Genomic DNA, 11,695 nt, shown 5'->3' with positions numbered 1-11,695 from the left:
CAGGTCCGGGGTGGGGGTGCAGCGCCAACTAACGTCGGTCCAGCGCTCCCGCGAATAACAGAGGTAGGAGCCAAGACCCCCACCCCGACGAAAGAGCAAAATTGCTCTTCGTCGACCCTCCCCACAAGGGGGAGGGTAGAAAGTCACGGCCTGATAAACACCTTCCCGTTCGGCTTGGCCAGCTCCGCCGGGACCTTCGCCATCGCCTCATCCAGCGGTAGCACCGCCGTCACGTCGGTTGACCAGCGCCCATCCGAAAAGCGCTTCTGTGCTTCCATGATCGCCGGGCCGCGCTTGTCGCGGAACTGGCGCATCCATTCGACCAGCCAGAAGCCTTCAATGTGCTTGTGTTGGAAGATCATCTGGCCGGGCTCACGGATGACAGTGGTGTCCGGATCGAGCCGTCCATAGATGATCCAGCGCGAGCGCTTCGGCATGGCGTCGAAGATCGCCGAGGCCAGCGGCCCGGTCACGGCATCGAGGAAGATGCGCGGCTGCTCGGCCTTGACCACATCGCGTAGTGCTGCCTTGAAATCCGGCGCCTTCTCGTTGAGCACATGGGCAGCCCCGATCTCCTTCAACAGCGGAATCTGCTCGTCGCGGCGCACGGTGACGATCGGCCGGAACCCAGCCTCCTTGGCGAGACCCGCGATCAGCTTGCAAAGCTGGCTGGCGCCGGCGGTCATGATGAAGGCTTTTTCGCCCGTCTGCTTGACGATGTCGAACATGGCGAGCGCCGTGAGCGGGTTGACGATCATCGCCGCGCCATCCTCGTCGCGGACCGTGTCGAGCAGCGGAATGCAGCCGGCAGCTTCGGCAACTGCATAGTCCGCCCACGCGCCCCAATTGGTGACGCCGGTGGTGAAGGCGATGCGCTTGCCGATCAGGCTTTTCGCATAGGGCTCGTCGCCGCTGGCAACGACCGTGCCGACACCCTCGAAGCCGGCCGGCTGGCCCTTGGCGCGCGGCTGACCGTACTGGCCCTTGATGAACATGACGTCGGACGGGTTGATCGAGGCGAGGCTGACCTTGATCAGCACCTGGCTCGGTCCGGGCGTCGGCACGCCGATGCTGCCCAGCGTGAGATACGGCTCCATCGCCTCCAGCACGCTGCCGGAGGGCGTCCTGGTGTAGCCGTCGCCGATCAGCAGCAGTGCTCTCATGTCTGAAGGTATCGCCATGGCGGGGCTCCTTAACGTTTGAGGATGAGCTTGCCGGATGCGCCACGGCCAAGCACGCGCGTCAGCACGGCGGCGGCATCGGCCAGCGGATAAGTGCCTTCGATGACCGGCCAAACCTTGCCGGCGAGATGCCAGCCGACCAGTTCCTTCAGATTGTCGGCATGGACGAGCTGGCCGAGCGGCGCGAAATCGCGGGCGATAATGGCCTTCATCCGCTCAGACCTTTTCCTGCGTGTATTTCCTGAGCTCCGTACGCGCCACCTGCCGGCGGTGCACGGCGTCCGGCCCGTCGGCGAGGCGCAGGGTTCGCAGATGCGTCCATGAGCGTGCCAGCGGCGTGTCCTGGCTGATGCCTTGCGCCCCGAACATCTGCACGGCCTCGTCGGTGACCTTGAGCGCGACGCGCGGTGCGATGACCTTGATCTGGCTGATCCAGGGCGCGGCTGCGCGCGCATCGCCTTGGTCGATCATCCACGCCGCCTTGAGGCAGAGCAGCCGCGCCATCTCGATCTCCATGCGGCATTCGGCGATGATGTCGAAATTGGCGCCGAGCTTGGCCAAGGGCTGGCCGAAGGCCTCGCGGCGCACCGAGCGCTGGCACAGCAGCTCCAGCGCCATTTCGGCCTGGCCGATGGCGCGCATGCAATGGTGGATGCGGCCGGGGCCAAGCCGCCCCTGGGCGATCTCGAACCCCCTGCCCTCGCCGAGGATCAGGTTTCCGGCCGGCACCCTGACATTGTCGAAGCGAAGATGCATGTGGCCATGCGGCGCGTCGTCGTCGCCATAGACCTGCATCGGCCGCAGCTTGGTCACGCCCTTGGTGCCGGACGGCACCAGGATCATCGAATGGCGGCGGTGCTGCGTCTCGGCTTCGCCGGTGCGAACCATGACAATGTAGATGGCGCAGCGCGGGTCCCCGGCCCCCGACGCCCACCATTTCTCGCCGTTGAGTACATAGTCGCCGCCTTGCTTTTCGCAGCGCATGGCGATGTTGGTGGCGTCGGAGGAGGCGACATCCGGCTCCGTCATCAGATAGGCCGAGCGGATTTTCCCCTCGAGCAGCGGCGCCAGCCATGCCTGCTTGTGGTCCTCCGAGCCATAGCGCTCCAGCACCTCCATATTGCCGGTGTCGGGCGCTGAGCAATTGAAGGTCTCCGCGCCGAGATGCGCCTTGCCCATCTCCTCGGCCAGATAGGCATATTCGACGGTTGACAGCCCATAGCCGCGCTCGGAGCCGGTCAGCCAGAAATTCCACAGGCCGCGATCCTTGGCCGTTTTCTTCAACCCTTCGAGGATTTCGGTCTGCCGCGCGGTATAGACCCAGCGGTCGCCGCCCTTGCCGACCTCGCTCAAAAACTCATGATCGAGCGGCATGATCTCGTCGCGCACCATAGCGGCGACGCGGGCGTGGATCGGCTTCAGCCGCTCGGTCATGCCGAGATTGATGTCCGCCATCGGTCTCCAACCCTTTCACGCATCCAGGCACTTTACCCGTGGCAAGGATGACCGTACTTCGGTTAGCCTTGTCAACGCGAGCCCTTTCGCCCCGGACCGTGAGCAGAAAGGCGCGGAGGAATTGCGATGAGCTATCTGGAAGAACTGTTCTCAGTCGCGGGTAAGACCGCGCTGGTAACGGGAGCCGCGACCGGCATCGGCCGCATGGTTGCGACCGCTTTGGTCCAGGCCGGCGCTACCGTGATGATCGCCTCGCGCAAGGGCAAGGATTGCATCAAGGTCGCCGCTGAGTTGAACGGGCTCGGCGGCTCCGGCAGTGCCGAAGGTTTCGCCGGTGACGTCTCGAGCGAAGCCGGCATTGCCGCGCTGGTCAGCGAGGTCAAGGCGCGCACCGAGAAGCTGCATATTCTGGTCAACAATGCCGGCATATCCTGGGGTGCCTCCCTGGAGGATTTTCCCTATAGCGGCTGGGCCAAGGTGTTCGCCGTCAACGTCACCGCCGTCTTCCATCTGACGCGCGAATTGCTGCCGCTGCTGGAAGCCGCCGCGAGCGATGCCGATCCGGCCCGCGTCATCAACCTGGGCTCGGTGATGGGCACGCAGCCGCTGGCCGACGACGCCTATTCCTACACCGCGTCCAAGGGCGCCGTTCACCACCTGACGCGCACGCTGGCGATCGAACTCGCGGCGCGGCGCATCACCGTCAACGCCTTCGCCCCCGGCCCCTTCCAGAGCCGGATGACCGCCTTTGCCACCGGCACCGAAGAAAAGGCCAGACATGTCGGCAGCCATGTCCCCATCGGCCGTATCGGCGTGGCGGATGACATCGGCGGCGCAACGCTCTATTTGTGCAGCCGTGCCGGTTCCTATGTCACCGGCGCCATCCTGCCGATCGACGGCGGGCAGTCGGTGCAGCATGGGCTGACATTGTTCAAGGAATGAGCCGCGGTCGGCGGCAAGGGGAGGACACCGCAGTGGAACCGATCAGTCTCGATGTGCTTCTGGCCAGCGTCGGCAAGGAAGTCGGCGTCTCGCCATGGCGCGAGGTCACACAGACCATGATCGACCAGTTCGCCGACGCCACCGACGACCACCAGTTCATCCATTGCGACCCCGAGCGGGCCAAAAACGAGACGCCGTTCGGCGGCACCATCGCGCATGGCTTCCTGTCGCTGTCGCTGCTCTCGGCGATGACCTTCGAGACCATGCCGCCGCTGGAAAAGGGCAAGATGGGCGTCAACCACGGTTTCGATTCGCTGCGCTTCCTGGCGCCGGTGAAGACCGGCGCGCGCATCCGCACCCGCTTCGTGCTGGCCGACGTCAAGGTCAGGCCGTCGGGCTGGGTGCAGACGGCGCATGACGTGACCATCGAGATCGAAGGCTCGAAGAAGCCGGCGCTGACGGCGCGCTGGCTGACGCTGACGCTGATCGAGCGTGAGCCGGAGACCGCATGAGCGGCGACGCCAACGCGCTGGACCAGACGGCACTAGCGCCCTATCTCGGGGCGCACATCCCGGGTTTTGCCGGGCTTCATTCCATCGAAAAATTCAAATCCGGCCAGTCGAACCCGACCTATCTGCTGACCGCGGCCAGCGGCCGCTATGTCCTGCGCGCCAAGCCGCCGGGCCAGTTGCTGAAATCGGCGCATCAGGTCGACCGCGAATTCACGGTCATGAAGGCGCTGGCCGGCACCGCCGTGCCGGTGCCGGCGATGCTGCATCTGTCGGCGGAGGCGACGCCGATCGGCCGCATGTTCTACGTCATGGATTTTCTCGACGGCCGCATCTTCTGGGATCCGGCAGTGCCGGAGGCCGCTGGCAACGATGAGCGCGCCGCCCTCTACGATGCTATGAACGCCACGCTGGCGGCCCTGCACGATGTCGATGTCGAGGCGGTCGGGCTCGGCGATTTCGGCAAACCCGGCAATTACTTCGAACGCCAGCTGGCACGCTGGACCAGCCAGTACCGCACCTCGGAGACCGGCACGGTCGCCGACATGGACCGGCTGATCGCCTGGCTGGAGACGCATATGCCGGCCGATGACGGCCGGATATCCCTCGTGCATGGCGACTACCGGCTGGACAACATGATCTTCGCAGCCAGTGAGCCGAAAGTGCTGGCGGTGCTCGACTGGGAACTGTCGACACTCGGCGATCCCTTCGCCGACATCGCCTATCAATGCATGCAATGGCGCCTGCCGCACGCCTCGGGCTTTCGCGGTCTTGGCGGCGTCGACCGCGCCGCCCTCGGCCTGCCCTTGGAGGAAGCCTATGTCGCGGCGTATTGCCGTCGGCGCGGGCTGGCCGGCATCGACAATTGGAGCTTCTTCCTCGCCTTCTCCTTCTTCCGTTTGGCTGCCATCTGCCAGGGTGTCTACAAGCGGGCGCTCGACGGCAACGCCTCCAATCCGGAGAAGGCAAAAACCTATGGCGAAGCGGTGAAGCTGCTGTCGCACCTTGCCGCCAAGCTGATCGACCGAACCTGAGTCGACAATGAGATATTGTGGTCGACGCAATTTGATGACAGATCGGATCAGTTCCGTTCCCCGACCGGGGAGCAAGCCCACACGGAGGTGGTGGCAACCGGCCTGGAAACAGGACGCAAACCGATCACCGTCTGTAGACAGAGCATGATGCCGAAAAGTGTGAAGCGGTTTTCGGACGACATCATGCTCTATCTATTTGATTTAGAGCCGGATTCTGATTTCAGGTCAATTCGACGGGAAATCATCCGGCTCTAGCGCGCATCGCTGGAAATGAACTTCATGTGCCGGCTGACTTGCAGGGCGATGTAGACGACCAGCGAGCATCCGATCGGAAACACGATCTCAATGAGGCCGGTGGCGACAGCCTGCGGCAATGCCAGCGCAATGTCCTTGGCTGCGGCAGTCTCGATCGTCAGCGCCGTGATCCCGCCGCCGAACACCGCGCCGGCCAAGGCACCCGCCAGCATGAAATGCAGCGAGCGAGGTTCTTCCTTGGATGCCAGCGAAGCCAGCATCCAGCCCAGCAAACCATACTCGATCGCCCGCAACATACCGAGCGTAGTGAGCGACAGGATCACGGGCTTTGCCGATACATCAAGCGCGCTCACCATCACCTTTTGCGTACCTTTGGCGATGCCCATGGCCAGCGGCCCCGAGATCATGGCGATCAGGCCGCCAAGCGAGGCTCGCCTTGGTGATCGCCGTGCCGAGGCTGACGCCGGCGCAGACGAAGAATGACCAGGTCACGCCTTGCGCCAAGTCTATCAGAACCTGGGTCGGGGCCGGGTGCGAACCTGCCGCAAATCCGGCAGTCAAGATAAGCGCTTCCATGGCGAAGCCGATTGCGATCGCCAGCCATGCGACTATCACGACCCGCCTGAGCGCCAGCCTTGCGCCATGAGAAAGTGGATGTGCGCCCGGCAGCCCGGACGAAAGCTCTATCGCAGCCATAGAGGCCCCCCAAAACCGAAATTTCTTGCAGAGCCGCCAAATAGGCTTTGTTTGTAACAGTCCGATGTTGCCTGCGTGCGCCCAGGTTACACATGCTGTGACATAGATGCTGGCGAAATTGACCAGAACGGGCACGACTATTCGAGAGAAAGCTTGAGGTCGCTTTTTGATGTCCCTGACAGCGCCCTTGCCCGTTTCCGTACAGCGTATATATTTAGTCATGCACAACCAACCAAAGGCACCGGATCTTGCCACTGAGCGTCCAGAAACGCCGCGAGAAACAAAAGGCCGAACTGCGTTCCGAACTGCTCGACGCAGCCCACAAGCTCGTCAAGGAAGAGGGCTATGAAGGCCTGACCATCCGAAAGTTGGCCAAGCGGGTCGGCTATGCTCCGATGTCGGTCTATTCCTACTTCGCCGACAAGCAAGACATCCTGTTTGCGCTGGCCGAGGATGCCTTCGAAACACTTGCCCGCCGCATCGAGGAGCACCCTTCCGACGATCCGATCGAGGCCTTGCGTGCGGTGATGACCGAATATGCTGCCTTCGGGCTCGGCAATCCCAACGAATACCGCACCGTGTTCATGACCGAAAAGACCAAGCTGCCGGAAGGCAGAAGCTATGAGGACATGGAAGAGGCCAACCCGGCGATGAAAGCGCTGATATCCAGGGTCGAGGCCTGCGTTGCCGCAGGCAAGCTGCAGGGCGATCCGCGCGCCCTCGCCACCATGCTTTGGGCAGTCGGCCACGGCACCATCTCGCTTTTGATCACGTTCCCGTTCTACCCCTTCGGGGATCCGCAGGCTTTCGTGACGCGGATGTGCGATTTCACACTCGCCACGCTCAGCACTCAGAATGTGCCGCCGCTGACCGAGACCCCGGTCGACTGCTGAGCATCCCCGCCCCTCCAATTCAACGTCCGGCCTGACAGCTTCGGCTGTGTCAGTGCGCCGCAATTTTCGGCGTTCAAAAAGATTTTTCGTACGCGTCCGTTTCCGACTTGAAAACCCATCTCGGTGGGCGTATGTGTACGTTGTATCGTACATGTACGAAAAGAATTTAACCGATGGAGACAGACATGAACAAGACCCTTCTCGCTCTCGCCACCGTGCTGGCTCTCTCCGGCTCGGCTTTCGCCGCCAACAACACACACTCGACCAAGCAGGCCCCCGCCGCCACCTGCGTCGACACCACGACCAATGCCAAGCTCGATTGCGCCGTGACCGGCTCGGTCGAAAAGTCCGACGTCAAGGCCAAGAGCCCGCGTCTCGGCATCGAGATCAACCCATGGATCGTGCCGAGCACGTTCTAAGTTGATCGGGCTCGACCACAGCACAACGATTAATTTAAGGGCGGCAGGATAATCCCGGCCGCCCGTTTTTTCCTCAGCGCCCCCATTTCCTCAGCGCAAGCCGGCCTTTCCTGAGTTCAAACCTGGCGTAGCCGAACGGGTTATTTCTTGCGCGGTTTGCGACCCGGCACCGTCTTGGCCTTGCCGGGTCTTGCCGGCGCGCCTGGGATGGCGGTCGAGGTGATCGACACCGGATCGCTGGCCGGAAACGTGTCCTCGAGGCCTTCCTCGAGTTCCTCTTCTTCGGCAGTCACCTCGTGATGCTGCTCATGTTCGAGTGAGCGCACGGCGGACGTCTTGCCAGCTGACTTCGGCGGCGCTTTCGACGGCATCGTATGTTCTCCCTGATGGGGGAAGCAGAACGGCTTGACCCGTCAAACGTTCCTACGCCGCCGCGTCGCTGGCTGCTTCCGACAGGAAAGTAAAGACATAGTCCGAGAAGGAACGCCAGCACTCGACCCGGAAAGCGTCGGCTGCCGTGCGCAACAGCAGGATTTCGCACTTGCCGAGAATGGTGCGCGACGCCGCGCCCACCGGAAAAGCCTCGAGCGACAAATCCTGCGGGCAGCCTGCATTGATCGCGGCGGCCGCCGCCGGGCCGGTGACGGCGAAGGCGACGTTGCGGTGCGAGATGCCGACCGCCGAATGCAATGCGGCAACCCCAGCACAATCGGCCAGCGGATCCTTGCCGGCCTCGTCGATGACCAGCCACTCGTCAGGGCCGAGCCACAGCGCCGTGCGGCCAGCCTTGGCCGCCGAAGTTTTCGGCTGCTTCGGCAAGGTCAGGCCGAGCGCCTTCGACAGCGCCGCGACGGAAGCCTCCGGCCCGCGCAGCGACATGCGCTCCGCCGGCGGCAGCACCTCGACCTTGACATCCGTTGCGGAAACGACGCGTCCAGCCAGGGCCGGGCGGCGCTCGACCGACGCCGCTGCAGCTGGGGCCGTCTTCTTTGCAGCAGCCTTAGCCATTGAGGCGCCCTCCCGTCTCGTCGAAGAACACCATGCCGGTAACCTCCACTTCGATCACGCCGTTCGGCATCGGCACATAGAGCGTGGCGCCCATCCGGTCGCGGCCGCCGGCAACCAGCGCCAGCGCGATCGAGCGACCGCAATTTTCCGACCAGTAGCTGGATGTGACGTGACCGATCATCTTCATCGGGATCGCCTGCTTCGGGTCAGCGACGATCTGCGCGCCCTCCTCAAGCACCACTTTCGGGTCCTTGGTCTTCAAGCCGACCAGCTGCTTGCGGCCCTTGGCGACAAGGTCGGGCCGCGTCAGGCCGCGGATGCCGACGAAATCGGTCTTCTTCTTGCCGACCGCCCAGTCGAGCCCGGCATCGTTCGGCGTCACCGTGCCGTCCGTGTCCTGGCCGACGATGATGTAGCCCTTTTCGGCGCGCAGCACGTGCATGGCCTCGGTGCCGTAGGCAGTAGCGCCATGCTTCTGGCCTTCGGCCCACAGCGCTTCCCAGACCGCCTGGCCGTGATCAGCCGGCACGTTGACTTCAAAACCGCGCTCGCCGGTGAACGACATGCGAAACAGCCTGGTCGGCACGCCGCAGATCTTGCCTTCGCGCACCGACATATGCGGCAGCGCCTCGTCCGACATGTCGATGCCTTCGACCAGCGGTGCAATGATGTCTCGCGACTTCGGCCCCTGCACGGCGATGACCGCCCATTGCTCGGTTATCGAGGTCAGCCAGACATTCAGATGCGGGAACTCGGTCTGGAGATAGTCCTCCATATGGTTCATGACGCGCGGCGCGCCACCCGTCGTGGTCGTCACATGAAAACGGTCCGGCGCCAGCCTGCCGACGACGCCGTCATCATAGATGAAACCATCCTCGCGCAGCATGATGCCATAGCGGCAGCGGCCGGGCTCAAGCTTCTCCCACGGATTGGTGTAGAGCAGTTCCATGAACCTGGCCGCATCCGGCCCGACCACTTCGATCTTGCCCAGCGTCGAGGCATCGAACAGGCCGGCATTGGTGCGCACAGCGACGCATTCGCGGTCGACCGCCTTGTGCATGTCCTCGCCGGGTTTGGGGAAATACCAGGCGCGCTTCCACTGGCCGACATCCTCGAACACCGCGCCTTGCGCTTGCGCCCAGGGATGGATCGCGGTCTTGCGTGTCGGGTCGAACAGCGGACCGCGCGAATGGCTGACGATCGCGCCGAAAGTGACAGGCGTATAGGGCGCGCGGAATGTGGTCAGCCCGACCTCGGGGATCGGCTTGCCAAGCGTCTCGGCGGCAATCGCAAGGCCGTGCATGTTGGACGTCTTGCCCTGGTCGGTCGCCATGCCGTTGGTGGTGAAGCGCTTGACGTGCTCGATCGAGCGCATGCCTTCATGCACCGCCTGGCGGATGTCCTTGGCGGTGACGTCGTTCTGAAAATCGACGAAGGCCTTGACCGTCTTGTCCGGCCCGGCGCCGGGCGCCGCGCCCAGCATGCCGCGCGACCAGCTTTCCGACGCGTCGACCTTCGGCTTTACGCCCTTGGCCACTTTGCCGCCCGCATCCTTCGCCGCCTTTGCGCCGGCCGCATAGGCCTCATCGATCGACGCCGAGAGCCCATCCGTACCGTTGCAGGCGCCGACCGAAACGCAGTCCTGCGCATAGATGCCCGGCACGAAGCGCTTGGTCTCGTCATTGAAGGCGACCTTGCCGCGCGACTGTGAGAACAGATGCACCGACGGCGTCCAGCCGGCCGACATCAGGATGGCGTCGACCGGAATGGTGCGCTCGCCGCCCCCATTCTTCGGCTGCACCGTCATCGAGGTCACGCGCAACTTGCCGCCGGCGCGGATCACCGCGCGGCCGAAATTGACCTCGATCCCGAGCGCCCTCGCCTCGTCGATCACAGGTCCGGTCGGATGGTCGCGCAGGTCGACGATCGCCGCCACGTTGACGCCGGCCTTCTTCAGGTCGATCGCGGCGGAGTAGGCCGAGTCATTTGCGGTGTAGACGCCGACATTTTTGCCGACCGCGACACCGTACTGGTTGAGATAAGTCCGCGCCGCCGAGGCCAGCATGATGCCGGGCCGGTCATTGTCGGCAAACACCATATGGCGTTCGATGGCGCCGGTCGCCAGCACCACGCGCTTGGCGCGTACCTGCCATAGGCGCTCGCGCGGCAAATCGTGGCCGGGGTTTTGCAGATGGTCGCTGACCCGCTCGACCAGGCCGACGAAGTTCTGCGCGTAGTAGCCGAACGCCGTCGTCCGCGACAAAACGCGGACATTGTCCAGGGCGGTGAGCTTGGCCACCGCGCCTTGCGCCCAGGCATAACCGTCCTGGCCGTCGATCTTCGCCCCGCTCTCGAAGCGCAGGCTGCCGCCGAAGCTGGCCTGTTCATCGGCGAGGATGACACGCGCGCCGGTTTCGGCAGCGGCGAGCGCTGCCGCAATGCCGGCCGCACCGCCGCCTAGCACCAGTACGTCGCAATGCGCATAGCGCGACGAATAATGGTCGGGATCTGGCTTGTCAGGCGAAACGCCGAGGCCGGCCGCGGCGCGGATCTTCGGCTCGTAGAGGCTCTTCCAGGCCGCCTTCGGCCACATGAAGGTCTTGTAGTAGAAACCGGCCGAAAACAGCGGCGATGCAATGTCGTTGACCGCGCCGACGTCGAAGGCGAGCGACGGCCAGCGGTTTTGCGAGTTGGCGACGAGCCCGTCATAGAGCTCCTGCACCGTGGCGCGGATGTTGGGCGCCTTGCGTGCCGCGTCGCGCTTGACCTCGACCAGCGCGTTGGGCTCTTCCGCTCCGGCCGACAGGAAGCCGCGCGGACGGTGATACTTGAACGAACGTCCCACCAAATGCACGCCATTGGCAAGCAGCGCCGAGGCCAGCGTGTCGCCTTCGATGCCGGTGTAAGACTGGCCGTCGAAAGAGAACCGCGCGGTCTTCGCCTGGCTGAGACGGCCGGCGCTCGGAATGCGGAACGCGCCGCTCATTTGGAAGCCATTTCGTTGGAGTTTTTGGGCAGCTTGGACGGTTTCGGCTCGCCGGCTTTGTAAGTCATGACGAACTTGTCGGTGACGGTGTCGCGCACCGCATTGAAGAAGCGTGCGCAGCCATGGATGTGGCGCCAGCGCTCATAGATGATGCCCTTGGGGTTCGAGCGGATGAAGAAGAACTTTTCAAAATCGTCGTCGCTCTCGCCCGCCATGTTGGCCGAACGCGCAATATGCGCCTCGCCGGCGTTACGGAACTCGAGCTCCGGGCGCTCTTCCTCGCAATAGGGGCAGCGGATGAGAAGCATTATCGTTCG

14 protein-coding genes are annotated in these 11,695 nt (G+C 63.7%); 5 read left to right on the top strand and 9 right to left on the bottom strand.

Features of this window, described 5'->3' with window-relative positions:
- Positions 1-143: 143 nt before the first annotated feature.
- From NLY42_RS13200 to NLY42_RS13190, 3 genes are read right to left on the bottom strand one after another with little or no spacing between them, the layout of a single operon-like run.
- Positions 144-1,181, bottom strand: a complete 1,038-nt coding sequence (locus NLY42_RS13200; RefSeq protein WP_023755046.1) for a zinc-binding dehydrogenase — start codon at positions 1,179-1,181, stop codon at positions 144-146.
- Between the two features lie 11 nt (positions 1,182-1,192).
- A complete protein-coding gene (locus NLY42_RS13195) occupies positions 1,193-1,495 on the bottom strand; it encodes a zinc-binding dehydrogenase (protein WP_084558271.1) in 303 nt (100 codons plus the stop codon).
- Positions 1,398-2,636: an acyl-CoA dehydrogenase family protein gene (locus tag NLY42_RS13190; RefSeq protein ID WP_023686451.1), complete on the bottom strand. Its 1,239-nt coding sequence runs from the start codon at positions 2,634-2,636 to the stop codon at positions 1,398-1,400. Before NLY42_RS13190 ends, NLY42_RS13195 begins: the two co-directional genes overlap by 98 nt.
- Before the next feature lie 126 nt (positions 2,637-2,762).
- On the opposite strand from NLY42_RS13190, the gene NLY42_RS13185 reads away from it, so the two are divergent.
- From NLY42_RS13185 to NLY42_RS13175, 3 genes are read left to right on the top strand one after another with little or no spacing between them, the layout of a single operon-like run.
- Entirely contained in the window at positions 2,763-3,578 is an 816-nt protein-coding gene (locus NLY42_RS13185) for an SDR family oxidoreductase (RefSeq protein WP_023695624.1), read from the top strand.
- The gene (locus NLY42_RS13180; protein WP_280790513.1) at positions 3,575-4,090 is read left to right on the top strand and encodes a MaoC family dehydratase; all 516 of its coding nucleotides are present in this window, start codon (positions 3,575-3,577) and stop codon (positions 4,088-4,090) included. The genes NLY42_RS13185 and NLY42_RS13180 overlap by 4 nt, the downstream gene beginning before the upstream one ends.
- Positions 4,087-5,121 (top strand): phosphotransferase, encoded by a 1,035-nt coding sequence (locus NLY42_RS13175; protein ID WP_023755047.1) that lies wholly within the window; start codon positions 4,087-4,089, stop codon positions 5,119-5,121. Before NLY42_RS13180 ends, NLY42_RS13175 begins: the two co-directional genes overlap by 4 nt.
- 251 nt (positions 5,122-5,372) lie before the next feature.
- Here NLY42_RS13175 and NLY42_RS13170 read toward each other — a convergent pair whose 3' ends face one another.
- Together NLY42_RS13170 and NLY42_RS13165 are read right to left on the bottom strand one after the other, a co-directional pair.
- Positions 5,373-5,762 carry a hypothetical protein gene (locus NLY42_RS13170; RefSeq protein ID WP_156933716.1) on the bottom strand — a complete coding sequence of 130 codons (390 nt, stop codon included), beginning with the start codon at positions 5,760-5,762 and terminating at the stop codon, positions 5,373-5,375.
- Positions 5,716-6,294 carry a hypothetical protein gene (locus tag NLY42_RS13165; RefSeq protein ID WP_156933715.1) on the bottom strand — a complete coding sequence of 193 codons (579 nt, stop codon included), beginning with the start codon at positions 6,292-6,294 and terminating at the stop codon, positions 5,716-5,718. The genes NLY42_RS13170 and NLY42_RS13165 overlap by 47 nt, the downstream gene beginning before the upstream one ends.
- 26 nt (positions 6,295-6,320) lie before the next feature.
- On the opposite strand from NLY42_RS13165, the gene NLY42_RS13160 reads away from it, so the two are divergent.
- Together NLY42_RS13160 and NLY42_RS13155 are read left to right on the top strand one after the other, a co-directional pair.
- Positions 6,321-6,965, top strand: a complete 645-nt coding sequence (locus NLY42_RS13160; RefSeq protein ID WP_023744166.1) for a TetR/AcrR family transcriptional regulator — start codon at positions 6,321-6,323, stop codon at positions 6,963-6,965.
- A gap of 185 nt (positions 6,966-7,150) precedes the next feature.
- The gene (locus NLY42_RS13155; protein WP_023671148.1) at positions 7,151-7,384 is read left to right on the top strand and encodes a DUF680 domain-containing protein; all 234 of its coding nucleotides are present in this window, start codon (positions 7,151-7,153) and stop codon (positions 7,382-7,384) included.
- A gap of 140 nt (positions 7,385-7,524) precedes the next feature.
- Here NLY42_RS13155 and NLY42_RS13150 read toward each other — a convergent pair whose 3' ends face one another.
- From NLY42_RS13150 to NLY42_RS13135, 4 genes are read right to left on the bottom strand one after another with little or no spacing between them, the layout of a single operon-like run.
- Positions 7,525-7,755, bottom strand: coding sequence for a hypothetical protein (locus NLY42_RS13150; protein ID WP_023691851.1), 231 nt, complete (start codon positions 7,753-7,755; stop codon positions 7,525-7,527).
- Positions 7,756-7,807: 52 nt separating this feature from the next.
- Positions 7,808-8,392 (bottom strand): sarcosine oxidase subunit gamma, encoded by a 585-nt coding sequence (locus NLY42_RS13145; RefSeq protein WP_023755048.1) that lies wholly within the window; start codon positions 8,390-8,392, stop codon positions 7,808-7,810.
- Positions 8,385-11,378, bottom strand: a complete 2,994-nt coding sequence (locus NLY42_RS13140; RefSeq protein WP_023755049.1) for a sarcosine oxidase subunit alpha — start codon at positions 11,376-11,378, stop codon at positions 8,385-8,387. Before NLY42_RS13140 ends, NLY42_RS13145 begins: the two co-directional genes overlap by 8 nt.
- Positions 11,375-11,686 (bottom strand): sarcosine oxidase subunit delta, encoded by a 312-nt coding sequence (locus NLY42_RS13135; RefSeq protein WP_023683197.1) that lies wholly within the window; start codon positions 11,684-11,686, stop codon positions 11,375-11,377. Before NLY42_RS13135 ends, NLY42_RS13140 begins: the two co-directional genes overlap by 4 nt.
- Positions 11,687-11,695 lie beyond the last annotated feature (9 nt).

The organism is Mesorhizobium sp. C372A (assembly GCF_030323245.1).
Classification (GTDB): domain Bacteria; phylum Pseudomonadota; class Alphaproteobacteria; order Rhizobiales; family Rhizobiaceae; genus Mesorhizobium.
This window is presented reverse-complemented; position numbering and strand designations above follow the sequence as displayed.

Bases quoted from the DNA above. Each gene is read 5' to 3' on its own strand.
- NLY42_RS13200 (WP_023755046.1), bottom strand. From the start codon at position 1,181: ATGGCGATACCTTCAGACATGAGAGCACTGCTGCTGATCGGCGACGGC.
- NLY42_RS13190 (WP_023686451.1), bottom strand. From the start codon at position 2,636: ATGGCGGACATCAATCTCGGCATGACCGAGCGGCTGAAGCCGATCCAC.
- NLY42_RS13185 (WP_023695624.1), top strand. From the start codon at position 2,763: ATGAGCTATCTGGAAGAACTGTTCTCAGTCGCGGGTAAGACCGCGCTG.
- NLY42_RS13180 (WP_280790513.1), top strand. From the start codon at position 3,575: ATGAGCCGCGGTCGGCGGCAAGGGGAGGACACCGCAGTGGAACCGATC.
- NLY42_RS13175 (WP_023755047.1), top strand. From the start codon at position 4,087: ATGAGCGGCGACGCCAACGCGCTGGACCAGACGGCACTAGCGCCCTAT.
- NLY42_RS13170 (WP_156933716.1), bottom strand. From the start codon at position 5,762: ATGGGCATCGCCAAAGGTACGCAAAAGGTGATGGTGAGCGCGCTTGAT.
- NLY42_RS13165 (WP_156933715.1), bottom strand. From the start codon at position 6,294: ATGACTAAATATATACGCTGTACGGAAACGGGCAAGGGCGCTGTCAGG.
- NLY42_RS13155 (WP_023671148.1), top strand. From the start codon at position 7,151: ATGAACAAGACCCTTCTCGCTCTCGCCACCGTGCTGGCTCTCTCCGGC.
- NLY42_RS13150 (WP_023691851.1), bottom strand. From the start codon at position 7,755: ATGCCGTCGAAAGCGCCGCCGAAGTCAGCTGGCAAGACGTCCGCCGTG.
- NLY42_RS13145 (WP_023755048.1), bottom strand. From the start codon at position 8,392: ATGGCTAAGGCTGCTGCAAAGAAGACGGCCCCAGCTGCAGCGGCGTCG.
- NLY42_RS13140 (WP_023755049.1), bottom strand. From the start codon at position 11,378: ATGAGCGGCGCGTTCCGCATTCCGAGCGCCGGCCGTCTCAGCCAGGCG.
- NLY42_RS13135 (WP_023683197.1), bottom strand. From the start codon at position 11,686: ATGCTTCTCATCCGCTGCCCCTATTGCGAGGAAGAGCGCCCGGAGCTC.